We start from the raw sequence: 25,578 nt of genomic DNA, 5'->3' as shown, positions 1-25,578 counted from the left end.
ACGCCGGAGCCCGCACCCTCTTGACAAGCCGCGACACCCCCCGGCAGTCTTCCATTAAGCAGAAACAAACTTCCGCAATACGGAATACGGCGACAACGGAAGGGAGCGCGGCCCTGATGGGATTCACAGACCAGCGCTTCAACGTCAACCTGTCGATCCTCTTCACGGAACTCCCGCTCCTGGAGCGGCCGGCGGCCGCCGCCGCGGCCGGCTTCACCGCGGTCGAGCTGTGGTGGCCGTGGATCGACTCCCCCACCCCGGAGCGTTCCGCGACCGACGCCCTGAAGCAGGCGATCGAGGACGCGGGCGTACAGCTCACCGGCCTGAACTTCTACGCCGGAAAGCTCCCGGGCCCCGACCGCGGCGCACTGTCCGTGCCCGGTGAGGAGTCGGAGCGGTTCCGCGCCAACATCGACGTGGCCGCGGAGCTCGCCCAGTCCCTCGGCTGCACGGCTCTCAACGCCCTGTACGGCAACCGGGTCGAGGGCGTGGACCCGGCCGAGCAGGACGCGCTCGCGCTGGACAACCTGGTCCTCGCGGCCCGGGCCGCCGACCGTATCGGCGCGATCCTGCTGGTCGAGGCACTCAACAAGCCGGAGTCGCCGCTGTACCCGCTGGTGAGCGCGCCCGCCGCCGTCGAGGTGGTGGACAAGGTGAACGCGGCGTCGGGCCTCGGCAACGCCAGGTTCCTGATGGACCTGTACCACCTGTCCATGAACGGCGAGGACCTGCCGTCGGTGATCGAGCGGTACGCCGCACGGACCGGCCACGTCCAGATCGCGGACAACCCCGGCCGCGGCGCGCCCGGTACGGGCTCGCTCCCGCTGGAGGACCTCCTCGACCAGCTGGGGAAGGCCGGTTACGACGGCTGGGTCGGCCTGGAGTACAAGCCGGGCGACCGGCCGAGCGCCGAGGCCTTCGGGTGGCTGCCGGCCGGGGCCCGAGCGGCCCGCTGACCCGCCCGGACCCCTCTCACCGGGCCCCGACTCCCAGACGCAGCACAGAAGTCAGAAAGGCACCCGCACATGACCACCACCCTTCCCAAGGTTGCCTGGATCGGCCTCGGCATCATGGGCTCCCCCATGTCCGAGAACCTGATCAAGGCGGGCTACGACGTCACCGGCCACACGCTGGAGCAGGCGAAGCTGGACCGGCTGGCCGCCGCGGGCGGCAACACGGCGGGCTCGATCGCCGAGGCGGTCCGGGACGCCGATGTGATCGTCACAATGGTGCCCGCGTCGCCGCAGGTCGAGGCCATCGCATACGGCCCGGACGGCATCCTGGAGAACGCGCGCTCCGGCGCGCTGCTGATCGACATGTCCTCGATCACCCCGCAGACCTCGATCGACCTGGCCGCCGCCGCCAGGGACAAGGGCATCCGGGTCCTGGACGCCCCTGTCTCCGGCGGCGAGGCGGGCGCCGTCGAGGCGGTGCTGTCGATCATGGTCGGCGGCGAGCAGGCCGACTTCGATACGGCCAAGCCGCTCTTCGACGCGCTGGGCAGGACGATCGTGCTGTGCGGTCCGCACGGCTCCGGCCAGACCGTGAAGGCCGCCAACCAGCTCATCGTCGCCGTCAACATCCAGGCGTGCGCCGAGGCCGTGGTCTTCCTGGAGAAGTCGGGCGTGGACCTGAAGGCGGCGCTGGACGTCCTGAACGGTGGCCTGGCGGGCTCGACCGTGCTGACGCGGAAGAAGGACAACTTCCTCCAGCGCGACTTCAAGCCGGGCTTCCGTATCGATCTGCACCACAAGGACATGGGCATCGTGACGGACGCGGCCCGCACCGTGGGCGCCGCCCTGCCCGTCGGCGCCGTGGTGGCCCAGCTGGTGGCCTCCCTGCGCGCGCAGGGCGACGGCGGCCTGGACCACTCGGCCCTGCTGCGGGCCGTGGAGCGCCTCTCCGGCGCCCAGGTCTGACCGGACCCCCAGACCTCCGGACGGCGCCGCCGCCGACATCTGTCGTGTCGCGCCCAGGCGGCGGCGCCGTCCGGATCTCCACCGCCCTTCGTTCAACAAACTGTTGACGAGCCCATCGCGCCGCTCCTAGGCTCCACGCCAGCGGAAACTCCACGAAGCGGAAACACATTTCCGCATGCACTCTGCACGGAAGGTCCCTGATGTCGAAGCGCGTGCTCACGACCGAGTCCGGCGCCCCGGTCGCCGACAACCAGAACTCCGCCTCCGCCGGCATCGGCGGCCCTCTCCTCCTCCAGGACCAGCACCTGCTGGAGAAGCTGGCGCGCTTCAACCGCGAGCGCATCCCGGAGCGCGTGGTGCACGCCCGCGGCTCCGGCGCCCACGGGTACTTCGAGGTGACCGACGACGTCACCGGCTACACCCACGCCGACTTCCTGGGCACGGTCGGCAAGCGCACCGAGGTGTTCGCGCGCTTCTCCACCGTGGCGGACTCCCTCGGCGGCGCGGACGCGGTGCGCGACCCGCGCGGATTCGCGGTGAAGTTCTACACCGAGGAGGGCAACTACGACCTCGTCGGCAACAACACGCCGGTCTTCTTCATCAAGGACCCGATCAAGTTCCCGGACTTCATCCACTCGCAGAAGCGCGACCCGTTCACGGGACGTCAGGAGCCGGACAACGTCTGGGACTTCTGGGCGCACTCCCCCGAGGCCACGCACCAGGTGACGTGGCTGATGGGTGACCGCGGCATCCCGGCGTCGTACCGCCACATGAACGGCTACGGCTCGCACACCTACCAGTGGACGAACGCCGACGGCGAGGCCTTCTTCGTCAAGTACCACTTCAAGACGGACCAGGGCATCCGCTGCCTGTCCACCGAGCAGGGCCAGGAGATCGCGGGCACGGACCCGGCCTCCCACCAGACGGACCTGCTCCAGGCGATCGAGCGCGGGGTGCGCCCGTCCTGGACGCTGTACGTCCAGATCATGACGGCGACCGAGGCGGCCGGCTACCGCTTCAACCCCTTCGACCTCACCAAGGTCTGGCCGCACCGGGACCACCCCCTGCGACGGGTGGGCCGGCTGGTCCTGGACCGCAACCCGGACAACGTGTTCGCCGAGGTCGAGCAGGCCGCGTTCTCCCCGAACAACTTCGTGCCGGGCATCGGCCCGTCGCCGGACAAGATGCTCCAGGGCCGGCTGTTCGCCTACGCCGACGCCCACCGCTACCGCCTGGGCGTCAACCACACCCAGCTCGCGGTGAACGCCCCGAAGGCGGTGCCCGGCGGCGCGGACAACTACGGCCGCGACGGCTTCATGGCGTCCAACTCCCAGGGCCGGCACGCCAGGAACTACGAACCGAACTCCTACGACGGCCCCGTCGAGACCGGCCGTCCGCTGTCGGCCCCGCTCGCGGTGACCGGCCACACGGGCACCCACGCGGCGCCCGCGCACACCAAGGACGACGACTTCTTCCAGGCCGGCGAGCTGTACCGGCTGATGTCCGAGGAGGAGAAGCGGCGTCTGGTCGCGAACATCGCCGGCGGCCTCGCGCAGGTCTCCCGCGACGACGTGATCAGGAAGAACCTCGCGCACTTCCACGCCGCCGACCCGGACTACGGCAGGCGCGTGGAGGAGGCGGTGCGCACCCTGCGCGAGGACTGACACAGAGCCGCGTACGGGGTCCACCGGGAGGTCATGCCCCGGACCCCGTACGCGTACGGCCCGCCCGGGCCGTCGGGCGACCCGGATGAGGGGTAGCCGTCCGACGGCCGTGCGGGCAGGGACCAGGGACCGCGGCGGCGTGCGAGCCAGTGCGGTGGTGAAAGCGACGGGACCGTCCTGCCGACCTGAGGGAGGCCGTCCCGGAGCCGTCGCACCCGCCGCGGTCCCGGCCCTCCGCCTCGCGGCCGTGTCGCGAGGCCCCTGATCCCGTCCGGCGGCGCGAATGTCCTGTCGCGCCCAGTCTCGCGCCGTCGGACGGCAACCAAGCGGATGGCGGGAGGAGCGCCGGACCCGGGTCGTCACCCGGGTCCGGCGCTTCTCGGCGTGCGGACCGGGAGCCGCGGCAGGAGGCTGAGGATCAGGAGGCTTGAGGACATGGACTACCCCACGCAGCATCCGCACATCGTGGTGCACGCGCCGGCCCTGGACGGCTCCCGGCGGGTGACCGAGGGCGACGTGACCCTCGGGCTCGCCTCCCACCTGGACGACGTGATCGAGATCCTCCGGCTGGCCGACCTGGACCGCGTCGAGGTGGAGGAGAGCGACCTCATCGAGTGGCAGGGCGGCGGCCCGGACGACTGGCCGGGCCTGCCGGAGCACGACGACATCTGAACGTGCCGGACGACGAAGAGGCCCGAGCGACGGGGCCACGGCGCTGGCGGGGAACGAAGCGGCCGGGACGTCTACCGCAGCGGGCGTAGCGCGGCTACGGCATGCTCAAATCATGCTCTGAAGCAGGGCCGGCAGGCGTCGGGCACCCCCGGGAGTGGGCACATTCCCCTCGACGGGGCCCGCCGGTACGGGGGTGGCGGGCCCCGCACTCCGGCCGCTGGGGGTGCCATGGACAGTGCCGAGACGAACCGGCTCGCGCCGCACGAGATCGCGTTTCTGCGGGGCGGCCGCCGCGCCGCCGTCACCGTCGCCGTGCTCGCTCTGCGGGCGCGGGGCGCCGTCGGTCCCGGACGCGGCGGCACGATGCACACCACGGGGCCGGCCCGCGGCGCGGGGACGGACCTCCCCGCCCTCCCCCACCTGACGAAGACCGTGCACGCCTCTCTCTACCGCCCCGCGGGCATGCGGCAGTTGCTGGACCGGGAGCCCGTCGCCCGCGCGCTGACCGACCTGCGCCACGAGCTCACCGACGCCGGGCTGCTGCGCGACTTCCCGCCCGGGCGCACCCGGGCCGGCCGGCGGGCCCTGAGGGACCTGCGGGACCGGCATCCGCTGCCCACGACCGGAAAGGGCCTGTCGGCCGACGACCGGCTGCTGGCCGTGGCCCTGTACGGGGACCGGGCGCTGACCCGGCTCATGCCGCGCTTCGCGCGGGAGGCGGGGCTCCTCGGGCGGGGCGGGTCGACCGAGGAGGAGCTGCCGCACTCCTGGGGCGGCGGCTCGGGCGGCTTCAGCTGCGCCTCCGTGTGACAGCGCCGTCAAGGTCCACCGGAACAACGCGAAGGGGGCGGCCCCCTGCCGGCGGGCCGCCCCCTTCGATCGGTGTGCGCGTCAGACCTTCAGGGCCCTGACGGCGGTCGGGGCGTGGCCGGGCTCGGTGGCGACGTCCTCGAACTCGACGACGTTGCCGATGTCGTTGGTGCCCGACATCGAGATGTTGGTGACCCGCTCCAGGATCGCCTCGACGACGACCGGCACGCGGTGCTCGGCGGCGAGCTTCTTGGCCTGCTCGAGGGCAGCGCCGAGCTCATCGGGGTCGGTCACCCGGATCGCCTTGCAGCCCAGGCCCTCGGCGACCTTGACATGGTCGACGCCGTAGACGCCCAGCTCGGGCGAGTTGATGTTCTCGAACTCCAGGTTGACCTGGAAGTCGATGTCGAAGGCGCGCTGCGCCTGGCGGATCAGGCCCAGGTAGGAGTTGTTGACCAGCACGTGCACGTACGGGATCTTGTGCTGCGCGCCGACCGCCAGTTCCTCGATCATGAACTGGAAGTCGTAGTCGCCGGAGAGGGCGACGACGGACGCCTCCGGGTCGGCCTTGGCGACACCGAGCGCGGCCGGGACGGTCCAGCCGAGCGGTCCGGCCTGGCCGCAGTTGATCCAGTGCCGCGGCCTGAAGACGTGCAGCATCTGGGCGCCGGCGATCTGCGAGAGGCCGATGGTGGAGACGTACCGGGTCTCCGGGCCGAAGGCCTTGTTCATCTCCTCGTAGACGCGCTGCGGCTTGATCGGGACGTTGTCGAAGTGCGTACGCCGCTGGAGCTTCGCGCGCTTCTCCTGCGCGGCGGCTGCCCAGGCGGAGCGGTCGGGCAGCCGGCCGGCCGCCTTGAGCTCGCGGGCCACCTGGACGAACAGCTCCAGCGCGGCCTTCGCGTCGGAGGCGATGCCGTAGTCCGGGGCGAAGATCCTGCCGATCTGGGTGGGCTCGATGTCGACGTGGACGAACTTCCGGCCGGCCGTGTAGACGTCCAGCTTCCCGGTGTGGCGGTTGGCCCAGCGGTTGCCGATGCCGAGGACGAAGTCGGACTCCAGGAAGGTCGCGTTGCCGTAGCGGTGCGAGGTCTGGAGGCCGACCATGCCCGCGTTCAGCTCGTGGTCGTCGGGCAGGACGCCCCAGCCCATCAGGGTCGGGACGACCGGAACGCCCGTCAGCTCGGCGAACTCCACGAGGAGTTCGGACGCGTCGGCGTTGATGACACCGCCGCCCGCGACGATCAGGGGCCGCTCGGACTCGTTGAGCAGCGTGACCGCCTTCTCGATCTGGGCGCGGGTCGCAGCCGGCTTGTAGACGGGCAGCGGCTCGTACGTCTCCGGGTCGAACTCGATCTCGGTGAGCTGGACGTCGATCGGCAGGTCGATCAGGACCGGGCCGGGACGGCCGGAGCGCATCAGGTGGAAGGCCTGCTGGAAGACGCCGGGGACCTGCGCGGCCTCCAGGACGGTGACGGCCATCTTGGTCACCGGCTTGGCGATCGAGGCGATGTCGACGGCCTGGAAGTCCTCCTTGTGGATCACGGCGGTGGGGGCCTGGCCCGTGATGCACAGGATCGGGATGGAGTCGCCGGTGGCCGAGTACAGGCCGGTGATCATGTCGGTGCCGGCGGGGCCGGACGTGCCGATGCAGACGCCGATGTTGCCCGCGTGGGTCCTCGTGTAGCCCTCGGCCATGTGCGAGGCGCCCTCCACATGGCGGGCGAGGGTGTGGTTGATTCCGCCGGACGCCTTGAGCGCCGCGTAGAAGGGGTTGATCGCTGCGCCCGGCACACCGAACGCGGCGGTGACGCCCTCGCGCTTGAGGATCTCAACTGCCGCGCGGGCAGCGGTCATACGAGCCATCGAGTTCTCCTGCTTCGGCTGTCTTCGGCTGTCGGATTCGCACGCCCGTCGCGCCCCGCGGTCGCAGCTATTCCGTATAGCGGAAACTACTTTCTACTATCTGGAAGCAATGTAAGTGGGGCCCGCGAAGGCCGTCAAGAGCGGGCACCCCACGACGGAAACCGCCCCCGGCGGAAGTGCCGGGGGCGGTCGGGAGGCGAGAGGTGTTTCAGGGGGCCGGCGTCGTTCCGGGCACCACGGGTGCCCGTGACGCCGGCCGCGTGCTCACCGGGCGTACTTCTCGCGGAGTTCGACCTTGCGCACCTTTCCGGAGACGGTCATCGGGAAGGAGTCCAGGATCCGCAGCAGGCTCGGGATCTTGTAGTGGGCCAGCCGGCCCTCGCAGAAGACCCGCAGGTCCTCCAGGGCCGGCGGGTCGGCCGCGTCCAGCGGGATGACGCAGGCCAGCACCTCCTCGCCGTACTTCTCGTGCGGCACGCCGACCACCTGGACGTCACGGATCTTCGGGTGGCCGTAGAGGAACTCCTCGATCTCGCGTGGGTAGATGTTCTCGCCGCCGCGGATGATCATGTCCTTGATGCGGCCGACGATCTCGACGTACCCGTCCTCGCGCATCACCGCGAGGTCCCCGGTGTGCATCCAGCGGCCCGCGTCCACCGCCTGCGCGGTCTTCTCCGGCTCGTTCCAGTAGCCGAGCATCACGCTGTAGCCGCGGGTGCACAGCTCGCCCGACGTGCCACGGGGCCGGGTGACCCCGGTGGCCGGGTCGACGACCTTGACCTCCAGGTGCGGCAGTACGCGGCCGACCGTGCCGGTGCGGTGTTCGAGGTCGTCGTCCATCCGGGTCTGGAGGGAGACCGGTGAGGTCTCGGTCATGCCGTAGCAGATGGAGACCTCCTCCATGTGCATCTCGGCGACCACCCGCTTCATCACCTCCACCGGGCAGGGCGAGCCCGCCATGATGCCGGTGCGCAGGGACGACAGGTCGTACGACGCGAAGCCGGGGAGGTTCAGCTCCGCGATGAACATCGTCGGCACCCCGTACAGCGAGGTGCAGCGTTCCCGCTGGACCGCCTCCAGGGTGGCCTTCGGCTCGAAGGACGGCGCCGGGATCACCATGCACGCGCCGTGCGAGGTGGCCGCCAGATTGCCCATGACCATGCCAAAACAGTGGTAGTACGGGACGGGGATGCAGATCCTGTCCTGTTCGGTGTAGCCGACCGTACGGCCCACCCAGTAGCCGTTGTTGAGGATGTTGTGGTGGGAGAGCGTGGCCCCCTTGGGGAAGCCCGTGGTGCCCGAGGTGTACTGGATGTTGACCGGGTCGTCGCAGCTCAACTCCGCCTGGATGGCGGCCGGTCGGTCCACCGGCACCTCCGTCGCGGCCGCCGTCAGCGCGTCCCACGACGGGTCGCCGATGTAGATCGTCTCGCGCAGGTCGGGGCACTTGCCGCGGACCTGCTCGACCAGCTCCCGGTAGTCGGTGCCCCGGTGGGCCCGCGAGGCGACCAGCAGCGAGATGCCGGCCTGCCGGAGCACGTACTCCACCTCGTGGGCCCGGTAGGCCGGGTTGATGTTCACCATGATCACGCCGATGCGCGCGGTGGCGTACTGGACGAGAACCCACTCGGGGCAGTTGACCGCCCAGATCCCGACCCGGTCGCCCCTGGCCACGCCCTTGGCGAGCAGTCCGCGGGCCACCTCGTCGACGGCGGCGCCGAACTCGGCGTAGGTCCAGCGGCGTCCGGAGGGCACGTCGACGAGCGCCTCGCGGTCGGCGAAGGCGGCGACCGCCCGGTCGAGGTTGGCGCCGATGGTGTCGCTCAGCAGCGGTGTGCCGCTGGTTCCGTGGGCGTAGGACGGCTCGCTCACCGGACGTTCGCTCACCGGAAGTCCTCCTCGCGGTACTCGTTCGCCGAGCCCGCGGCCGTGGCCTCGCGCAGCTCGATCCGGCGGATCTTGCCGGAGACGGTCTTGGGCAGCTCGCCGAACTCCAGCCGGCGGATGCGCTTGTAGGGGGCGAGCACCTCCCGGGAGTGCTCGAAGAGGGCCTTCGCGGTGCCGGTGTCCGGCTCCCAGCCCTCGGCGAGGACGACGTACGCCTTCGGCACCGCGAGCCGCAGCGGGTCCGGCGCGGGCACGACCGCCGCCTCGGCCACCGCCTCGTGCTCCAGCAGCGCGCTCTCCAGCTCGAACGGACTGATCTTGTAGTCGGACGCCTTGAAGACATCGTCGGAGCGTCCGACATACGTCAGATATCCCTCTTCGTCCCTGGAGGCGACGTCCCCTGTCCGGTAGTAGCCGCCGGCCATCGCCTCGGCGGTGCGCTCCGGGTCGCCGTGGTAGCCGGTCATCAGGCCGACCGGGCGCGCGGACAGGTCGAGCGCGATCTCGCCCTCGGCGGCGCCGGGCGCGCCGGAGACCGGGTCGAGCAGTTCGACGCGGTAGCCGGGGCTGGGCCGGCCCATGGAGCCGGTCTTCAGCAGCTGGCCGGGGCTGTTGGAGACCTGCACGGCGGTCTCGGTCTGCCCGAAGCCGTCCCGGATGGTCACGCCCCAGGCCCGCCGGACCTGCTCGATGACCTCCGGGTTGAGGGGTTCGCCCGCGGCCACCGCCGCGCGGGGCGGGGTGCGCAGTTGCGAGAGGTCGGCCTGGATCAGCATGCGCCACACGGTCGGCGGGGCGCAGAAGGTGGTGACGCCCGCGCGGTCCATCTCGGCCATCAGGCGGGCGGCGTCGAAGCGGGTGTAGTTGTGGATGAAGACGGTCGCCTCGGCGTTCCACGGCGCGAACAGGTTCGACCAGGCGTGCTTGGCCCAGCCGGGCGAGGAGATGTTGAGGTGCACGTCCCCCGGCTTCAGGCCGATCCAGTACATGGTGGCCAGATGCCCGACGGGGTACGAGACGTGGGTGTGCTCCACCAGCTTGGGGCGGGCCGTGGTGCCCGAGGTGAAGTACAGCATCAGCGGGTCGTCGGCGAGGGTGGGCCCGTCCGGGACGAACTCGGCGGGGGCGGCGTAGACGTCCTCGTAGGGCTCCCAGCCCTCCTCCGGAAGGCCGCCGACACAGATGCGGGTGTAGGTGCCGGGGACGTCGGCGAACTTGGCGGTGTCGGCGGCGCGCGCGATCACGTGCTTGACCCGGCCGCGTTCGACGCGGTCGGTCAGGTCGGCCGTGCCGAGCAGGGGGGTGGCGGGGATGACGACCGCGCGCAGCTTCATCGCGGCGAGCGCAGTCTCCCACAGCTCGGCCTGGTTGCCGAGCATGACGAGGATGCGGTCCTCGGCGCCGACGCCGCGGTCGCGCAGCCGGTTCGCGGCGCGGCTGGAACGCTCGGACATCTCGGCGAAGGAGAGGCGGGTCTCGGTGCCGTCCTCCTCGACGATGTGCAGGGCGGTGCGGTCGTTCCCCTCGGCGACGGCGTCGAACCAGTCCAGCGCCCAGTTGAAGTGGGTGGGGCGGGGCCACTCGAAGCCGGCGTAGGCGGTGGCGTAGTCCTCACGGTGTTCCAGCAGGAAGTCCCGCGCCCTGCGGAAGTGCTCCGTCGCCGTCGTCATCTGTCCTCCTTGGTTCCGGACCATTGCCGGGCGGCTCTCTGCCATCGTGTAATCCGTGATGTGCGTCTCACTACCCCCGAACGGGGGTGTGGTGCGCGGGCAGGTCCAGACGGTCCACGGCGAAGGGGCGAGCAGGTGAGGGCGGACGCGGCCGGGACGGCGGAGATCCGTGGTGCGCTGGTGCGGCTGCGGCGTGCGACGGGCCTTCCGGTCGCCTTCGGCGGTCTGGTCGAGCCGGGCCGGCCGCGGGTGCGGATCAGCGAGCTGACCGGTACGACGACGTGCGCGCTCCGGGCGCTCGCGGTGAGCTCCGGCAACGGGCTCGGCGGCAAGGCGGTGGCGCTGGGCCGCCCGTGCGCGGTCACGGACTATTCGCTGTCGCCGCGGATCAGCCACGAGTACGACGTCCCGGTCGCCGCGGAGGGGCTGCGCTCGGTGCTGGCCGTGCCGGTGGTCGTGGGGCGCCGGGTGCGCGGCGTGCTGTACGGCGCGCTGCGCACGGCCCAGCCGCTGGGTGACCGGACGCTGGGCGCGGCCGTGGAGGCGGCGCGGGACGTGGAGCAGTCGCTGGTGGCTCAGGAGCGGGCGCGGGACCTGCTGGTGGCGTCCCGCACGGCGCCCGCCCCGGACCCGGCGGACGGGGCGGCCTGGGAGCAGGTCCGCGAGGCCCACGCGGCCCTGCGCGCCCTGGCCCCGCGGATCTCCGACCCTGCTCTGCGCGCCGAACTCCTCGACGCCTGCGGCCTGTTGACCACGGCGGCCACCCCGTTGCCGGGCGTCGGCCTGGCCCCCCGCGAGATCGACGTACTGACCTGCGTGGCCGCCGGCGCGACCAACGCCACCGCGGCGTCCCGCCTGGGGCTGAGCCCGGAAACCGTCAAGAGCTACCTCCGCTCGGCCATGCGCAAACTCGGCGCCCACACCAGGGGCGAGGCGGTGGCCTCGGCCCGCCGGGCAGGGGTACTGCCGTAGGGGGTCGGGCAGGAGCGATGCCCGACCGTGCGAGCGCGCGGGAGCCCCGGGTGGCGGGAGCGGCCGCGTCGGTGTGTCCGCGCGGGTCCCGGTGGATCGCGCGGGTCCCGCTGCCGGGGCAGCGGCGGGCCCGGTGGCCGGGAGGCCGGTGCGAGGGAGTGTCGGCGGCGGCGGGGCGGGGGTACCTTCGAAGGGCCCTTCGTGCGGGGGTCGTATTCATTCAACGGTGCTTTGAATATGGCCATGCTTCGCGCACTGTTATTTCGCTCACCTCCCCGGCTGTCCGAAATTCACGGGCAGGTTGCCTAGAATTTGGCCCGAACACGACACTCGAGGGGAGCGGTGACCGTGCGACGGGACTTCAAGGGCCCTGCGAACTGCCGTTCCGAGCTGGTCATCGGCCAGCAGGAGCCGTCCGCGGCGGCGCGGGAGCAGCTCGCGCGCGGTGGGAGTGTGCTGCTGCACGGGCCCGCCGGAATAGGAAAGTCGACGGTGCTGCGGGCATTGGCCGCGGAATACGCCACGAGCGCCCGCACCGTGTTGCGCTGCTCCGCCACCGAGTCCGAATCCCACCTGCCCTTCCTCGCCCTGGCCGACCTCTTCGGCCTGGTCCTGGACGAGGTGTCCGGCAAGCTGCCCGCCGCCCAGCACACCGCGCTGGAGTCGGCACTCACCGGCCGCGGCGAGTCCACCCTCCAGCGCGACGGACTCGCCCTGCGCCTGGCCGTGCTCTCCACGCTGCGCGCGCTCGCCACGAAGGGCCCGGTCCTGATCGTCGCCGACGACCTCCAGTGGCTGGACTCGGCCAGCGCCGAACTGCTCGGCTTCGCCGCCCGGCGCCTCGGCGATACGCCGGTGCAGATGCTGTGCGCGGTGCGGACCGAGGAGGAGGAGTACGACCGCCATCTGCGCGCCTGCCCGCCGGACACCCTCTCGGTCCGGCTGGGTCCGCTGACCCGTACCCAGGTCTCCGCCCTGCTCGGCAACCGCGGCTACTCCAACCTGCCCCGCTCCACCGTCCGCGACATCCACCGCACCAGCGGCGGCAACCCCCTGTTCGCGCTGGAGCTGGGCCGCGCCCTGGCCGAGAGCCCCACCCCGCCCCGGCCCGGCGAGCCGCTGCCGGTGCCGACCTCACTGCGCGCCCTCGTACTGAGCCGCCTCGAGATGCTCTCGGACGAGGCCCGCCGCACCCTGCTGGTGGCAAGCGCCGGCGCCCGCCCCACCCCCGCCCTGCTGCACGCCGCCGGCCGCGGCAACGCCGAGGCCGAGTGCGCGCAGGCCGCCGAACTCGGCCTGCTGGCCACTGAGCCGGAGGGCCCCGCCGTACGGTTCGCGCACCCGCTGATATCGGCCGCCCTGTACGCGGAGGCGCCCACCCAGGAGCGGCGGGCCGCCCACGCCGCCCTGGCCACCGCCGCCCCCGACCCCATCGAACGGGCCCGGCACCTGGCCCTGGCCACCACCGGCACCGACCCGGAGGTGGCCTCCCGGCTCGCCGAGGCCGCCGCGCTGGCCCGGGACCGCGGGGCGCCCTCGGTGGCCGCCTCGCTGGGCCTGCTCGCCGCCCGCCACACCCCGCCCGGCAGCGGGCCGGGCCCCGACGGCCGGCGGTTGCAGGCCGCCGAGGACGCCATCACGGCCGGCGAGGTGGACCTCGCCCGGGACATCGCCCGTGAGGTGCTGACCCGGGCCACCGTGCCCGCCGAACGCGTGCGGGCCTGGATGGTGGTGATCGAGTCGGCCGGCCAGGCCCTCGGGGACGTGGACGGGGTCTTCCCGCAGGCGCTGACCGACGCGGGCGACGACCCCCGGCTGCTCGCCCTGGTCCACTACCAGCTCGCCTGGCGCGGACTGGTCGTGGAGGGCGACTTCGCCGAGGCCCGCCAGGAGGCCGCGCACGCCGCCGAACTGGCGGAGCGCGGCCGGGACCGGCGCGTCGAGCTGATGGCGCTCGCCTTCCAGGCCTCCACCGAGACCCTGATGGGGCATCCGAACGCCCCGGTCACCATCAAGCGGGCGCTGAGGGAGCCTCAGGACCCGTACGTGGCCTGCCATCACAACGGCGTCGGCTCCGCCCGCTACCGCTGGCTGCTGATGAGCGACCGGCTGCCCGAGGCCCGGGCGACCATCACCGCGCTGCTGCGCGAGGTGCGGCGGCGCGGCATGGTCGAGAGCGAGGTGCACTTCCTGCGTCTGCTCGGCGAGACCGAACTGCGCTCCGGCCACTGCGGCCGGGCCCTGGACCTGGCCCGTGAGAGCCTGCGGATGGCCCGGGACACCGGCATCGGCGAGAGCGCCTCGGCCACCCTCGCCTCCCTCGCCGAGGCCTCCGGCGGCAGCACCGACCGGGCACTGGCGCTGGCCCGGGAGGCGGTGGGGCACGCCGAGGAGGACGGCGACCAGATGTACCTCTCGCGCGCCCTCACCGCCCTGGGGCACGCCCAGTTGGTGGCCGGGGACGACCAGGCCGCCGTGACGGCGCTGTGCCGGGTGCGGGAGCTGGAACTGGGGCTCGGCATCACCGATCCGGCACGCGGCCGCTGGCACGGCGACCTCGCGGAGGCCCTGGTGCGGACCGGGGAGCTCACCGAGGCCCAGCACGTCATCGACGCGGCCCGCGAGCACGCGCTGCGGCTCGGCCGCGAGAGCGTGCTGGCCGTCCTCGACCGCTCCGAGGCGCAGGTGCGCGCCGCCCGCGGCGAACGGGACGCGGCGATGGACCAGTTGACGTCCGCACAGGACCGGCTGGCCAAACTCGGCAACGGCCTGGAGGAGGCCCGCGCCGCGTTCGCGCTGGCCCGGCTGCGCACCCTCGCCCCGGCCCTGGGAGCCGGCCCGGGCGGAACGGCTCCCGTGCCGGGGCCGACTACGTACGACGAGGCGGCGCGGCTGTTCCGGCGCTGCCGCGCGCTGCCGTGGCTGCGCCGGGTGGAGGAGGCCGCGGCCGCCAGGCCCGCGCGGCAGCCGGAGGTGGCCCCGGCGGCGCTGGACGGACTGGCGGCGATGGAGCGTCAGGTGGCGTCGCTGGTCATGGAGGGCGCGACCAACCGGGAGATCGCCGCGCGGCTGTTCATCAGCGTCAAGACGGTGGAGGCGACCCTGACCCGGGTCTACCGCAAGCTGGGGATCCGCTCGCGCGTCGACATCGTCCGATTGGCGGCAGGCCGGCGCGCGAAGTGAGCGCGGCGCCGGTTGACTGACCGCGTGGACGACCGTGTGGACGCAGTGAGGACCGGCACCGGAGCGCGCCGCGGGACGGGAGCGGACCGCCGGGGCCCACCGGCGGTCACCGGGGCGGGACCGAGGGATTTCCCTGCCCGGCTCCCCTAGGGAGTTCCCTCATTGGAGGAGGGTGGGCCCGGTCCTAGCGTAAGGGTCGTGCCGCTCGCCCGGGCACACGGAAGCCGAGCACGGACCCCACGACCCCCGTGCTCCCCCGCCCTCGCGATCCCCCACCGGCCTGCCCCGAGGAGACGCATGTTCGGCCTCACCCGCGCCAGACGGACCGCCGCCGCGGTCACGGTCGGCGCTGCCGCGGCCGCGCTCACCGCACCCTCCGCGGCCGCCGCTCCCCGGCCGGTCGTCGGCGGCACGGCGACCACGACGGCGGAGTACCCGTTCGTCATGCAGATCACGGACGCGGTCGGCGCACAGTTCTGCGGCGGCACCCTGGTCGCGCCCACGAAGGTGGTCACCGCCGCGCACTGCGTGGTCGGCGAGATCGCGGACAACATGCGGGTGGTGGGCGGACGCACCCGTCTCGACGGTACCGACGGCACGGTGGGCGAGGTCAGCGGGGTCTGGTTCGACCCGAAATACACGGACGCCGCCGGCGGCGGCGACGTGGCCGTGCTCACCCTGAAGTCGCCGATGCCGTACGCCACGGCGTCGTACGTCTCCCCCGCCGGCACCGGTGTGTACGCGCCCGGCATGACCGCCCGTGTCCTGGGCTGGGGCACCACCCGCGAGAACGGCGGCTCCTCCGACGAGTTGCGGACGGCGGCGGTGCCCGTCGTGTCCGACAGCGACTGCCGCGACTCCTACGGCTCCGACTTCGTCGCGAGCGACATGGTTTGCGCCGGATACACATCCGGCGGCGTCGACACCTGCCAGGGCGACAGCGGCGGTCCCCTGCTCATCGGGGGCGTCCTGGCAGGGATCACTTCCTGGGGCGACGGCTGTGCCGAGGCGGGCCGGCCGGGTGTCTACACCCGGCTGGCCTCCTTCTCCAGCCTCGTGACCGAGCAGGTTCTGACCTGAGCCGGCCCCGGTGAAAGCCAGGGGGCGTTGCGAGCCACCACGAGCGGCCCGCAACGCCCCCTCTCCACGTCCCCACCCCGGCCTCCGGGGCCTCACCCTCCTGAGCCGGTCCCGAACCGTATGTCGTACGACGCTCCCGGATGCAGGGCGGCGAGCATGCGCTCGGCCTCCGCGGTCACGTCCTGCCGCTGCGCCCGGGTCAGCGGGTCGAAGGGCTCGACCACCAGGGTGTCGCCCTCGGGTTTCCACAGCCCCGCCAGGAAGCCGTCGACGAGCAGGGTGCGATGGGCCTGGTTGCCCTGCGCGTTGCGGCCCCGGTACCGCGCGGGCACCACGCGGGAGCGGTCTGCGTGGGAGAGGAGCAGGTTGTCGTACTCGGGCAGGAAGCGGGGCGGTGCCGGGGTGTCCGGGTCGGGCCGGGGAGCGTCGGGAAGGTCGAACAGCTCGGTGCCGCCGTCGTCTTGGAACGTGACGAGCCGGGGGCGGAGCCGTTCGAAGACGGGGCGCAGCCGGGTCAGGCCCGCCCAGGTCTGCATGTCCCGGACGGAGGCCGGACCGAAGGCGGCGAGGTAGCGCAGGACGGCGGCTTCGAGAGCGGTGTGGTCCCCTTCCCGGGGGGAGGGGACCGCGGGGCGGCCCAGCCAGTGCTCGGCGGTGGTGAGGGCGACCTGCCCGCTCCTGTCCCACAGCCCGCGCGGGGTGACCTGCACCAGCGGGAGCAGGCAGCGGGCGGCGACGCCGAGGGCCTGGGGGTCGGCGTCGGGCCACCGGGCACCGAGCGCGGTGCGCAGCTGGGTCATCGTGCGCGGCTCGGCCTCCACGAGGTCGCGGGCGAGTGCGGTGAGCCGGTCGAGGTCGACGCCGTGCAGGCCCTTGCGGAACAGGTGGAGTTCGCGCTCACGGGCGCCCTGCACGAGCGGTCGCAGGGTGAGGCAGTCGTCGGCGGTGTGGGTGTGGATGGTCGAGCGCAGGGTGACGATGCGGACCACCTCGCGGGCGGCCATCGGCTCCGACAGCCGCTCCGGTGCGAAACCGTCGAGGCGGGCGGCGAGGGCGTAGTACGGCGGCCTGACGTTCTGCGCCTGGAGGCCCACCAGGTGCTCCACGGCGGCCCCGGCCGTCAGGGGCGCGCGGCGGAGCAGCAACTGCCGGTCGAGGGTCGCCCGGTTGAGTGCGCGCACACCGAGCACGGGGGCCGACGCGGTGGTCGTCGTCTTCGTCATGTCCGCACGGTAGCGGCCATCGAGGACAGCATCTGTCCTCTTTCGTCAGGGACTTGGCGGTCCTTCGTCAGCGCCGCGGTCCCCGGCGGCGGGAGGAGGTCCGGTGGCGTACCAGCCCGTCCAGTGGCGGACGGTGATCGCGATCACCGGTCCGTGCGGCGGGACCTCGCGGTACTGCGGGTACTTGCGCAGCAGCCGGGCGAGCGCCGTCCCGTACACCACCACGGTCCGCTCGTCCTCCGCGTCGGGCGGCACGATCCGGGCGTCGCCGTCGGCGCGGGCCCACCACAGGCGGTCCCAGTCCTCGTCGTAGTCGTCCGCCAGCAGGGACACGGACCCGGTGGCCTCGATGTGGCGCAGGCGGGCGAGCCGGGTCGTGGTCTTCGGCTTGCGGTCGACGGCCGTCACGAGTCCGTCGTCGCCGAGGGCGGCGAACACCGTGGGCACCAGGTGCGGGCGCCCTGCCGCGTCCACGGTGGCCAGCCTCGCCACCCGGGCGGCGAGGAACCGGCGGCGCGCCTCGCCGGGGTCCATGCGGGGCACGGGCGTGCCTCCTCTCAGCCGTCCGTCAGGGCCCGCAGCACCTCCTCGTCCGTCAGCTGCCCGAAATCGCGGTACCAGACGCCCACGGCGGTGAAGCAGGACGGCTGGTGGAGACAGATCAGCTCGTCGGCCTCGCCGCTCAGCGCCCGTACGGCCTCGGGTGCGCCGACGGGGACGGCGAGGACGGTGTGCGCGGGCGCGCCGCGCCGCACGTGCCGCAGCGCGGCGCGGGCGGTGGAGCCGGTGGCCAGGCCGTCGTCGACGACGATCGCGGTGCGTCCGCGCAGGTCGGGGGCGGGGCGGCCGTGGCGGTAGCGGCGGGTGCGGCGGCGCAGCTCGGCGCGTTCGCGCTCGACCACCGGGGCGAGGTCCCCCTCGGTGAGGCCGAGCAGGTGCAGGGCCGTCTTGTCGAACAGCGGCGGGTCGTCCCCGGCGATCGCGCCGAGGCCGTACTCCTCCTGCGAGGGGGCGCCGATCTTGCGGACCACGACCACGTCCAGCGGGGCGTCCAGCGCCCGCGCGACCTCCCGGGCCACCACGACACCGCCGCGGGGCAGCGCCAGCACGACGGGGTCGGGCAGTGCGCCCGCCTCGTACCGGGGGCGTAGCCGTTCGGCCAATCGCCGGCCGGCCTGCGCGCGGTCCTCGAACCTCATGGGCGTCACTCCTTCCGCCCTGTGTGCGGGTACCCCGGGGCACCCTTCCGGCCACATCCCGCGGGCGCGGACCGGCGCGCCGGTTAGTCCGGGGTGGGAGGGGCAGTCGGAGAGGATTCACGGCAGACCGGTTCCCCGTAGGAGCAACAGTGTCGACAGGCCGACTCCCCGACCGCGAACAGCGGATTTTGAACGAGATAGAACGCGCCCTCAGCCGTGACCGCCGTCTGGTCCGGCGGCTGCGGTCCGGGCGCAAGCGGCCGGTCCTCTGCCGGGTGGCGTCCTACGCCCCTCCGCTGTGGGCCGTGATGCTGCTGACGGCGGTCTCGCTCGCCCTCCTGACGGCCGGGGCCGTCAGCTCGGAGCCGGGCGTGATCTGGGCGTTCGCGGCGGTGTGGCCGGTGACGCTGTTCTGCGCGCTGCGGCTGCTGTGCCGCCGGGCGGAGTCCTGACGCACTGCCCGGCGGGCCCGGTCACCGCCGTGGAGACGCCTCGGCCGGCGCAACCCGCCAATTCGAATGCTTATTCGACCCCGCTATGAACTGCGTCTATACCCGCGGCGTATAGTCCCGGCATGCCTTGTGCGACCAGGAAGACGAAGAAGACGGGGCCCGGTTCCGGGCAATGGCGGCTTTGACGGCACTGGCGGCCGCCTGCATGACACTCACCGGCTGCGCCGACGGCAGCACGGCGCCCAGCGACGCCCGGGCGCGCCCCGCGGCGGGCGCCGGCCGGGTTCGGCACGGTGGACTGCCGGCACGCCAAGTGCATCGCGCTGACCTTCGACGCGGGGCCGAGCGAGAACTCGGCCCGGCTGCTGGACATCCTCAAGGAGAAACAGGTACCGGCGACCTTCTTCCTGCTCGGCGCCCGGCACATCGAGAAGTACCCGGAGCTGGTCGTGCGCATGGCCGCCGAGGGCCACGAGGTCGCGAACCACACCTGGGACCACCAGATCCTGACCCGGACACCGGCGGACCGCGTACGCGAGGAGATACAGCGCCCGAACGAGGAGATGGAGCGGCTGACCGGGCGCAAGCCGACCCTGATGCGCCCGCCGCAGGGGCGCACCGACGACACCGTGCACCGGATCCGCAAGGAACTGGGCATGTCCGAGGTCCTGTGGAGCGTGACCGCCAAGGACTACACCACGACCGACTCCGCGCTGATCACCCGGCGCGTCCTCGACCAGTCCTCCCGGGACCGGATCATCCTGCTGCACGACATCTACGCGGGCACGGTGCCCGCGGTGCCCGGCATCATCGACGCGCTGAAGGAGCGCGGGTACGTCTTCGTCACCGTGCCGCAGTTGCCGGCGCCGGGCAGGGCGGAGCCGGGCAGGGTCTACCGGCGGTAGCCGCGGTCCCTCACCTTTCGCACGGCGGCCGGTCCGCGGTGCGCCCGGGCGCTCGGCCAACCGTGTGAGCGGGCGGCGAACGTGCGGTGGGGCGTCCCCGATTGCCTACGATCGTGCCGTGGTGAACTTCTCGCTCGAACGCACCGCGCCGCTCCCCCTCGACGAGGCGTGGCGGCGGATCACGCGGTGGTCGCGGCATGCCGACACGGTGCCGCTGACCCGCATCAACGTGGTCACGCCCGCGCCGACCCGCGAGGGCACGGTGTTCGTGGCCCGTTCGGGGGTCGGCCCGCTCGGCTTCGACGATCCGATGGAGGTCACCGTCTGGCGTCCGCCGGCCGACGGTGAGCCGGGGCTGTGCCGGGTGGAGAAGCGGGGCCGGGTGGTGCTGGGCTGGGCCGAGTTCGAGGTCCGGCCCGGTCCCGGGGGCCGTACGCGGGTGGTGTGGCGGGAGGAGCTGCGGGTCCGCTTCCTGCCGGGTCTGTTCGACGAGCCCCTGCGCGGCGCGGCCCGTGCGGTGTTCGGGCGGGCGCTGAACCGGCTGCTCAGGCAGCCCTCACAGAGCTGATGTGACGTCAGGCGACCGAGCCGATCCGTCCGTTGGCCGTCGGCACGCCGTCGTGGTGGATCGGGGTGTGCGCTCCGGTGAGGGACACCCCGCTGCCGCCGCGCCGGGCCGCGACGATCTCGGAGGCGATCGACAGGGCCGTCTCCTCGGGCGTACGGGCGCCGAGGTCGAGGCCGATCGGGGACCGCAGCCGCGCCAGCTCCAGTTCCGTCACGCCGACTTCGCGCAGGCGGCGGTTGCGGTCGAGGTGGGTGCGGCGGGAGCCCATGGCGCCGACGTAGGCCACCGGCAGGCGCAGCGCCAGCTCGAGCAGCGGGATGTCGAACTTGGCGTCGTGGGTCAGGACGCACAGCACCGTACGGGCGTCGACGCCGGTGCGGGCGAGGTACTCGTGCGGCCACTCGACGACGATCTCGTCGGCCTCCGGGAAGCGCGCCCGGGTGGCGAAGACGGGCCGGGCGTCGCACACGGTGACGTGGAAGCCGAGGAACCGGCCGATGCGCACCAGCGCCGAGGCGAAGTCGATCGCCCCGAAGACGATCATCCGGGGCGGCGGCACGGCGGACTCGACGAGGACCGTGAGCGGGGCGCCGCAGCGCGAGCCCCGCTCGCCGATCTCCAGGGTGCCGGTGCGCCCGGCGTCCAGGAAGGCGGACGCCTCGCCGGCGACCGTGCGGTCCAGTTCCGGGTGACCGCCGAGGCAGCCCTCCCGGGAACCGTCCGGTCGGACCAGCAGGGCCCGGCCCGGCATCCCCGCCGGACCGGAAACGATCCGCGCCAGGGCCGCCGCCTCCCCGCGCGCGGCGGCGGCCAGCGCGGACGCGGTCACCGTACGGGCGGGATCGGCGGCCCGGAGCGGTGTGACGAGGATGTCGATGACGCCGCCGCAGGTCAGGCCGACGGCGAAGGCGTCCTCGTCGCTGTAGCCGAAGCGCTCCAGGACCGTCTCGCCGTCCTGCAGCGCCTGCCGGCACAGCTCGTACACGGCGCCCTCCACACAGCCACCGGAGACGGAGCCGATGGCCGTGCCCTCGGCGTCCACCGCGAGGGCGGCACCCGGCCGGCGCGGTGCGCTGCCGCCGACGGCCACCACGGTGGCCACGGCGAAGTCGCGTCCCTGCGCGACCCACCGGTGAAGTTCCTCGGCGATGTCCAGCATCTCTGTCGGTCTCCTTGCGACGGTCGTGCGGAGAGCGCACCTGCGGCGAGCGGCCCTCGGGCCCACCGGCTGCCGGGTCATGGGGCCGTCGCCCGAACAGTTGGGGTCCCCGGGGGGCGAACTCCCCCCGGGGGTTCGACGGTTCGGACGCCGTGGGCTCACATGCCGGTGAGGTGTTCCGGCCGGACCGGCGTACGGTTCAGCTCCAGTCCCGTCGCGTTGCGGATCGCCGCCAGGACGGCGGGTGTCGACGACAGGGTGGGGGCCTCGCCGATGCCGCGCAGCCCGTACGGCGCGTGGTCGTCGGCGAGTTCGAGCACGTCGACGGGGATGGTCGGCGTGTCGAGGATGGTGGGGATGAGGTAGTCCGTGAAGGACGGGTTGCGCACCTTCGCCGTCTTCGGGTCGACGACGATCTCCTCCATGACCGCCACGCCCAGGCCCTGGGTGGTGCCGCCCTGGATCTGCCCGACGACGGACAGCGGGTTGAGCGCCTTGCCGACGTCCTGGGCGCAGGCCAGCTCGATCACCTTCACCAGGCCGAGTTCGGTGTCGACCTCGACGACTGCGCGGTGCGCTGCGAAGGAGTACTGCACATGGCCGTTGCCCTGACCGGTGCGCAGGTCGAAGGGTTCGGTCGGCCGGTGCCGCCACTCCTCCTCCACCTCGACGGCCTCGTCCTCCAGGACGTCCGCCAGGTCGGCGAGGGTCTCGCCGCCGTCGGTGACCACCTTGCCGCCCTCCAGCAGGAGTTCGGCGGTGGCCCAGGCGGGGTGGAAGGAGCCGAACTTGCGGCGCCCGATCTCCAGGACCTTCTCGCGCACCAGCTCGCAGGCGTTCTTGACGGCGCCGCCGGTGACGTACGTCTGCCGGGAAGCGGACGTCGAACCGGCGCTGCCGACCCGGGTGTCGGCCGGGTGGATGGTCACCTGGGTGACGCCCAGTTCGGTGCGGGCGATCTGCGCGTGGACGGTGACGCCGCCCTGGCCGACCTCCGCCATCGCGGTGTGCACGGTGGCGACCGGCTGACCGCCGACGACCTCCATGCGGACCTTCGCGGTGGAGTAGTCGTCGAAGCCCTCGGAGAAGCCGACGTTCTTGATGCCGACCGCGTAGCCCACCCCGCGGACGACGCCTTCGCCGTGCGTGGTGTTGGACAGGCCACCGGGGAGCTGCCGGACGTCGGCGCCCTCGGAGCTCTCCCACTGGCGCTCCGGCGGCATCGGCATCGCCTTGACGCGGCGCAGGAGTTCGGCGACCGGGGCCGGGGAGTCGACCGGCTGCCCGGTCGGCATGATCGTGCCCTGGGACATGGCGTTGAGCTGCCGGAACTCCACCCGGTCCATGCCGACGGCGTCGGCGAGCCTGTCCATCTGCGCCTCGTAGGCGAAGCACGCCTGGACCGCGCCGAAGCCGCGCATCGCGCCGCAGGGCGGGTTGTTGGTGTAGAGGGCGATGGCCTCGATGTCGACGTCGTCGACCTCGTAGGGGCCGATGCCGAGCGAGGAGGCGTTGCCGACCACCGCCGGGGAGGCGGAGGCGTACGCGCCGCCGTCCAGCACGATCCGGCACTTGACGTGGGTGAGCCTCCCGTCCTTGGTGGCCCCGTGCTCGTAGTACAGCTTGGCCGGGTGGCGGTGGACGTGCCCGAAGAAGGACTCGAACCGGTTGTAGACGATCTTGACGGGCTTGCCGGTGCGCAGTGCGAGCAGGCAGGCGTGGATCTGCATCGACAGGTCCTCGCGCCCGCCGAAGGCGCCGCCGACGCCGGCCAGCGTCATGCGGACCTTCTCCGGCGGCAGTCCGAGCACCGGGGCGATCTGGCGCAGGTCGCTGTGCAGCCACTGGGTGGCGATGTAGAGATGGACGCCGCCGTCCTCCTCGGGCACGGCGAGCCCGGACTCGGGGCCGAGGAAGGCCTGGTCCTGCATGCCGAAGTGGTACTCGCCCTTGACGACGAAGTCGGCTCTCCTCGCGGCCTGTTCGGCGTCGCCGCGGACGATCGGCTGGCGGTGGACGATGTTGGGGTGGGAGACGTGGGCCATGTGGTGGTCGGTGCGGTTCTCGTGGACGAGGACGGCGTCCGGCGCGGTCGCGGAGGCCTCGTCGGTGATCACCGGCAGCTCCCGGTACTCCACCTTGATCTTGGCGGCGGCGCGGCGGGCGGTCTCCGGGTGGTCGGCGGCGACGACGGCCACGGGCTCGCCGTGGTGGCGGACCTTGCCGTGGGCCAGGACCGGGGTGTCCTGGATCTCCAGGCCGTAGTTCCTCACCTCGGTGGGCAGGTCGTCGTACGTCATCACGGCGTACACGCCCGGCATGGCGAGGGCCTCGGCGGTGTCGATCGAGACGATCTCGGCGTGCGCGACCGTGGAGCGCAGGATCTGGCCCCAGAGCATGTCCTCGTGCCACATGTCGGAGGAGTACGCGAACTCGCCGGTGACCTTGAGGATGCCGTCCGGGCGGAGCGTGGACTCGCCGATGCCGCCCCCGGTCCGGGAGCCCTGGGTGACCTTGGTGGGCACGCCGGCGGGGCCACCGCCCCGGCCGGACGTGGTGGAGGTCTCGGAGGAAGCCATCTCAGACCCCCTCGGACTGCCGGGCGGCCGCCAGGCGGACCGCGTCCATGATCTTCTCGTAGCCCGTGCAGCGGCACAGGTTGCCCGACAGTGCCTCGCGGATGTCCGCGTCGGTCGGGTCGGGGTTGCGTTCCAGCATCTCGTCGGCGGCGACCAGCAGGCCCGGGGTGCAGAACCCGCACTGGACGGCGCCCGCGTCGATGAACGCCTGCTGGATCGGCGAGAGTTCACCGCCCACGCCGGGCTGCGCGCCCCGCGCCTGCCACCGCTGGGCGTCCTCCAGCGTCGTACCGCGGGCCCGAGTGCCGCCGGACCGCTGCTCGGCGAAGTCCGCCAGGCCCTCGACGGTCACGACCTCGCGGCCCTCGGCCTGCCCGGCGGCGACCAGGCAGGAGCACACCGGCACGCCGTCAAGGCGCACCGTGCACGAGCCGCACTCGCCCTGCTCGCAGGCGTTCTTGGAGCCGGGCAGCCCCAGTCGCTCGCGCAGGACGTACAGCAGGGACTCCCCCTCCCAGACGTCGTCGGCCTGCTGCGGTCGTCCGTTGACGATGAAGTTGACGCGCATCACGCAGCGCCCCCCTTCTGACAGGCGGTGCCTCGTGCGCCGCGGTACGACTCCCAGGTCCAGGTGAGCGTCCGGCGGGCCATGACGCCCACCGCGTGGCGGCGGTAGCTCGCGGTGCCCCGGACGTCGTCGATCGGGTTGCAGGCGGCGGAGCAGAGCTGCGCGAACTGCCGGGCGACCGACGGGGTGATGATCTCCCCGCTGTCCCAGAAGCCGCCCTCGTCGAGCGCCGCGTTCAGGAACTCCTCGGCGGTCTTCGCCCGGACGGGCGTGGGCGCGGCGGAGCCGATGCCGGTGCGCACCGTCCGGGTCTCCGGGTGCAGGGCGAGACCGAAGGCGCACACGGCGATGACCATGGCGTTGCGGGTACCGACCTTGGAGAACTGCTGCGGTCCGTCGGCCCTCCGGACGTGGACGGCGCGGATCAGCTCGTCGGGCTGCAGGGCGTTGCGCTTGACGCCGGTGTAGAAGTCGTCGATCGGGATCCGGCGGGAGCCGCGGACCGACTCCACCTCGACCTCGGCGCCGGCCGCCAGCAGGGCGGGGTGGGCGTCGCCCGCCGGGGAGGCGGTGCCGAGGTTGCCGCCGACCCCGCCGCGGTTGCGGATCTGCGGGGAGGCGACCGTGTGCGAGGCGAGGGCCAGGCCCGGCAGCTCGGCCCGCAGGTTCTCCATGATCTTCGTGTACGGAACGGAGGCGCCGAGCCGCACGGCGTCCTCGCCGACCTCCCACTCCTGGAGGTCGGCGACCCGGTTCAGGTCGAGGAGGTACTCGGGCCGGCGGTGGTCGAAGTTGATCTCGACCATCACGTCGGTGCCGCCCGCGATCGGCACGGCGGCGGGGTGCTCGGCCTTCGCGGCGAGCGCCTCCTCCCAGCTGGCGGGGCGAAGGAAGTCCATGACCGGCTCTCTTCTTCGTCTCTTGAGTCGTCGCAAGTCGTCGTGAGTACGGATTGAGCCAATCCGTGTGCGGCGGGCCCGGCTCGTTCCTGTCCCTTTTACGCGGAGCAGGACCAGTACACAGTTCACCGCTCCGGCCCGTGAGTCACGGAAACCATGAAGGGTTTGGCTGGCCAGCGCGGGCATCTTGTAGATTCGTATGAAACGAGGCCTTCAGAAACCTCTTCCGTTCCCCCTGGAAACAGCGGTGGCCGGGGGGACGCGGTCTCACCTCCTGGCGGAGCTGTCGCCCGGCCACGCGGA

Annotated in this window: 21 protein-coding genes; 11 read left to right on the top strand and 10 right to left on the bottom strand. The window is 72.7% G+C overall.

The features are described 5' to 3' along the window. The first annotated feature begins 116 nt into the window (after positions 1-116). The 5 genes from CG719_RS00810 (at position 117) to CG719_RS00790 (ending at position 5,065) form a co-directional block, all read left to right on the top strand. Complete coding sequence (locus tag CG719_RS00810) at positions 117-956, top strand: TIM barrel protein (protein WP_100566483.1); 840 nt, start codon at positions 117-119, stop codon at positions 954-956. A gap of 69 nt (positions 957-1,025) precedes the next feature. Continuing rightward, positions 1,026-1,919, top strand: a complete 894-nt coding sequence (locus CG719_RS00805) for a 2-hydroxy-3-oxopropionate reductase (protein WP_100566482.1) — start codon at positions 1,026-1,028, stop codon at positions 1,917-1,919. A gap of 200 nt (positions 1,920-2,119) precedes the next feature. Then, positions 2,120-3,583: a catalase gene (locus CG719_RS00800; RefSeq protein WP_100566481.1), complete on the top strand. Its 1,464-nt coding sequence runs from the start codon at positions 2,120-2,122 to the stop codon at positions 3,581-3,583. A 435-nt stretch (positions 3,584-4,018) separates the two neighbouring features. Beyond that, complete coding sequence (locus tag CG719_RS00795; RefSeq protein WP_100566480.1) at positions 4,019-4,255, top strand: hypothetical protein; 237 nt, start codon at positions 4,019-4,021, stop codon at positions 4,253-4,255. 228 nt (positions 4,256-4,483) lie between these two features. Continuing rightward, a complete protein-coding gene (locus CG719_RS00790) occupies positions 4,484-5,065 on the top strand; it encodes a TIGR04222 domain-containing membrane protein (RefSeq protein WP_100566479.1) in 582 nt (193 codons plus the stop codon). An 81-nt stretch (positions 5,066-5,146) separates the two neighbouring features. Here CG719_RS00790 and gcl read toward each other — a convergent pair whose 3' ends face one another. From gcl to CG719_RS00775, 3 genes are all read right to left on the bottom strand, one after another. After that, positions 5,147-6,931: a glyoxylate carboligase gene (gene gcl, locus CG719_RS00785; protein WP_100566478.1), complete on the bottom strand. Its 1,785-nt coding sequence runs from the start codon at positions 6,929-6,931 to the stop codon at positions 5,147-5,149. A 264-nt stretch (positions 6,932-7,195) separates the two neighbouring features. Next, the gene (locus CG719_RS00780; protein WP_442802691.1) at positions 7,196-8,818 is read right to left on the bottom strand and encodes an AMP-binding protein; all 1,623 of its coding nucleotides are present in this window, start codon (positions 8,816-8,818) and stop codon (positions 7,196-7,198) included. Continuing rightward, positions 8,815-10,488, bottom strand: coding sequence for an AMP-binding protein (locus tag CG719_RS00775; protein WP_100566477.1), 1,674 nt, complete (start codon positions 10,486-10,488; stop codon positions 8,815-8,817). The genes CG719_RS00780 and CG719_RS00775 overlap by 4 nt, the downstream gene beginning before the upstream one ends. Positions 10,489-10,623: 135 nt before the next feature. Here CG719_RS00775 and CG719_RS00770 point away from each other — a divergent pair, with 135 nt between their 5' ends. The 3 genes from CG719_RS00770 to CG719_RS00760 all read left to right on the top strand — a co-directional run bounded on the left by CG719_RS00770 (position 10,624) and on the right by CG719_RS00760 (position 15,723). Further along, positions 10,624-11,460: a helix-turn-helix transcriptional regulator gene (locus CG719_RS00770; RefSeq protein WP_100566476.1), complete on the top strand. Its 837-nt coding sequence runs from the start codon at positions 10,624-10,626 to the stop codon at positions 11,458-11,460. Between the two features lie 342 nt (positions 11,461-11,802). Further along, positions 11,803-14,643 carry a helix-turn-helix transcriptional regulator gene (locus CG719_RS00765; RefSeq protein ID WP_100566475.1) on the top strand — a complete coding sequence of 947 codons (2,841 nt, stop codon included), beginning with the start codon at positions 11,803-11,805 and terminating at the stop codon, positions 14,641-14,643. A gap of 297 nt (positions 14,644-14,940) precedes the next feature. Beyond that, positions 14,941-15,723 carry a S1 family peptidase gene (locus CG719_RS00760; RefSeq protein ID WP_100566474.1) on the top strand — a complete coding sequence of 261 codons (783 nt, stop codon included), beginning with the start codon at positions 14,941-14,943 and terminating at the stop codon, positions 15,721-15,723. A 92-nt stretch (positions 15,724-15,815) separates the two neighbouring features. On the opposite strand, the gene CG719_RS00755 is transcribed toward CG719_RS00760, so the two are convergent. The 3 genes from CG719_RS00755 to CG719_RS00745 are packed head-to-tail and all read right to left on the bottom strand — an operon-like array spanning position 15,816 to position 18,145. Then, the gene (locus CG719_RS00755) at positions 15,816-16,946 is read right to left on the bottom strand and encodes a winged helix DNA-binding domain-containing protein (RefSeq protein WP_100566473.1); all 1,131 of its coding nucleotides are present in this window, start codon (positions 16,944-16,946) and stop codon (positions 15,816-15,818) included. Between the two features lie 45 nt (positions 16,947-16,991). Then, the gene (locus CG719_RS00750; RefSeq protein ID WP_100566472.1) at positions 16,992-17,489 is read right to left on the bottom strand and encodes a TIGR03668 family PPOX class F420-dependent oxidoreductase; all 498 of its coding nucleotides are present in this window, start codon (positions 17,487-17,489) and stop codon (positions 16,992-16,994) included. 14 nt (positions 17,490-17,503) lie between these two features. Then, positions 17,504-18,145 carry a phosphoribosyltransferase gene (locus CG719_RS00745; RefSeq protein WP_100566471.1) on the bottom strand — a complete coding sequence of 214 codons (642 nt, stop codon included), beginning with the start codon at positions 18,143-18,145 and terminating at the stop codon, positions 17,504-17,506. Between the two features lie 149 nt (positions 18,146-18,294). Between CG719_RS00745 and CG719_RS00740 the strand changes: the two genes are divergently transcribed. From CG719_RS00740 to CG719_RS00730, 3 genes are all read left to right on the top strand, one after another. Then, on the top strand, positions 18,295-18,597 hold the full coding sequence (locus tag CG719_RS00740) for a DUF3040 domain-containing protein (protein ID WP_100566470.1): 303 nt from the start codon (positions 18,295-18,297) through the stop codon (positions 18,595-18,597). A 293-nt stretch (positions 18,598-18,890) separates the two neighbouring features. Next, positions 18,891-19,502, top strand: coding sequence for a polysaccharide deacetylase family protein (locus tag CG719_RS00735; RefSeq protein ID WP_442802690.1), 612 nt, complete (start codon positions 18,891-18,893; stop codon positions 19,500-19,502). 118 nt (positions 19,503-19,620) lie between these two features. Continuing rightward, positions 19,621-20,070, top strand: coding sequence for an SRPBCC family protein (locus CG719_RS00730; protein WP_100566469.1), 450 nt, complete (start codon positions 19,621-19,623; stop codon positions 20,068-20,070). A 7-nt stretch (positions 20,071-20,077) separates the two neighbouring features. Here CG719_RS00730 and CG719_RS00725 read toward each other — a convergent pair whose 3' ends face one another. From CG719_RS00725 to CG719_RS00710, 4 genes are all read right to left on the bottom strand, one after another. Further along, positions 20,078-21,229 (bottom strand): XdhC family protein, encoded by a 1,152-nt coding sequence (locus tag CG719_RS00725; protein ID WP_100566468.1) that lies wholly within the window; start codon positions 21,227-21,229, stop codon positions 20,078-20,080. 158 nt (positions 21,230-21,387) lie between these two features. Continuing rightward, positions 21,388-23,808 (bottom strand): xanthine dehydrogenase family protein molybdopterin-binding subunit, encoded by a 2,421-nt coding sequence (locus CG719_RS00720; RefSeq protein ID WP_100566467.1) that lies wholly within the window; start codon positions 23,806-23,808, stop codon positions 21,388-21,390. Between the two features lies 1 nt (position 23,809). Continuing rightward, positions 23,810-24,376 carry a (2Fe-2S)-binding protein gene (locus CG719_RS00715; protein ID WP_100566466.1) on the bottom strand — a complete coding sequence of 189 codons (567 nt, stop codon included), beginning with the start codon at positions 24,374-24,376 and terminating at the stop codon, positions 23,810-23,812. After that, a complete protein-coding gene (locus CG719_RS00710) occupies positions 24,376-25,275 on the bottom strand; it encodes an FAD binding domain-containing protein (RefSeq protein WP_100566465.1) in 900 nt (299 codons plus the stop codon). Before CG719_RS00710 ends, CG719_RS00715 begins: the two co-directional genes overlap by 1 nt. Between the last annotated feature and the right edge of the window lie 303 nt (positions 25,276-25,578).

It is taken from the genome of Streptomyces sp. CB01373, assembly GCF_002803075.1.
GTDB lineage: Bacteria > Actinomycetota > Actinomycetes > Streptomycetales > Streptomycetaceae > Streptomyces.
The sequence above is the reverse complement of the archived record's forward strand: the minus strand, read 5'-3'. Positions and strand labels throughout refer to the sequence as shown.

Excerpts from the sequence above, each read along its gene's own strand:
- CG719_RS00810 (WP_100566483.1), top strand. The coding sequence starts at position 117 with ATGGGATTCACAGACCAGCGCTTCAACGTCAACCTGTCGATCCTCTTC.
- CG719_RS00805 (WP_100566482.1), top strand. The coding sequence starts at position 1,026 with ATGACCACCACCCTTCCCAAGGTTGCCTGGATCGGCCTCGGCATCATG.
- CG719_RS00800 (WP_100566481.1), top strand. The coding sequence starts at position 2,120 with ATGTCGAAGCGCGTGCTCACGACCGAGTCCGGCGCCCCGGTCGCCGAC.
- CG719_RS00795 (WP_100566480.1), top strand. The coding sequence starts at position 4,019 with ATGGACTACCCCACGCAGCATCCGCACATCGTGGTGCACGCGCCGGCC.
- CG719_RS00790 (WP_100566479.1), top strand. The coding sequence starts at position 4,484 with ATGGACAGTGCCGAGACGAACCGGCTCGCGCCGCACGAGATCGCGTTT.
- gcl (WP_100566478.1), bottom strand. The coding sequence starts at position 6,931 with ATGGCTCGTATGACCGCTGCCCGCGCGGCAGTTGAGATCCTCAAGCGC.
- CG719_RS00775 (WP_100566477.1), bottom strand. The coding sequence starts at position 10,488 with ATGACGACGGCGACGGAGCACTTCCGCAGGGCGCGGGACTTCCTGCTG.
- CG719_RS00760 (WP_100566474.1), top strand. The coding sequence starts at position 14,941 with ATGTTCGGCCTCACCCGCGCCAGACGGACCGCCGCCGCGGTCACGGTC.
- CG719_RS00755 (WP_100566473.1), bottom strand. The coding sequence starts at position 16,946 with ATGACGAAGACGACGACCACCGCGTCGGCCCCCGTGCTCGGTGTGCGC.
- CG719_RS00745 (WP_100566471.1), bottom strand. The coding sequence starts at position 18,145 with ATGAGGTTCGAGGACCGCGCGCAGGCCGGCCGGCGATTGGCCGAACGG.
- CG719_RS00725 (WP_100566468.1), bottom strand. The coding sequence starts at position 21,229 with ATGCTGGACATCGCCGAGGAACTTCACCGGTGGGTCGCGCAGGGACGC.
- CG719_RS00720 (WP_100566467.1), bottom strand. The coding sequence starts at position 23,808 with ATGGCTTCCTCCGAGACCTCCACCACGTCCGGCCGGGGCGGTGGCCCC.
- CG719_RS00715 (WP_100566466.1), bottom strand. The coding sequence starts at position 24,376 with ATGCGCGTCAACTTCATCGTCAACGGACGACCGCAGCAGGCCGACGAC.
- CG719_RS00710 (WP_100566465.1), bottom strand. The coding sequence starts at position 25,275 with ATGGACTTCCTTCGCCCCGCCAGCTGGGAGGAGGCGCTCGCCGCGAAG.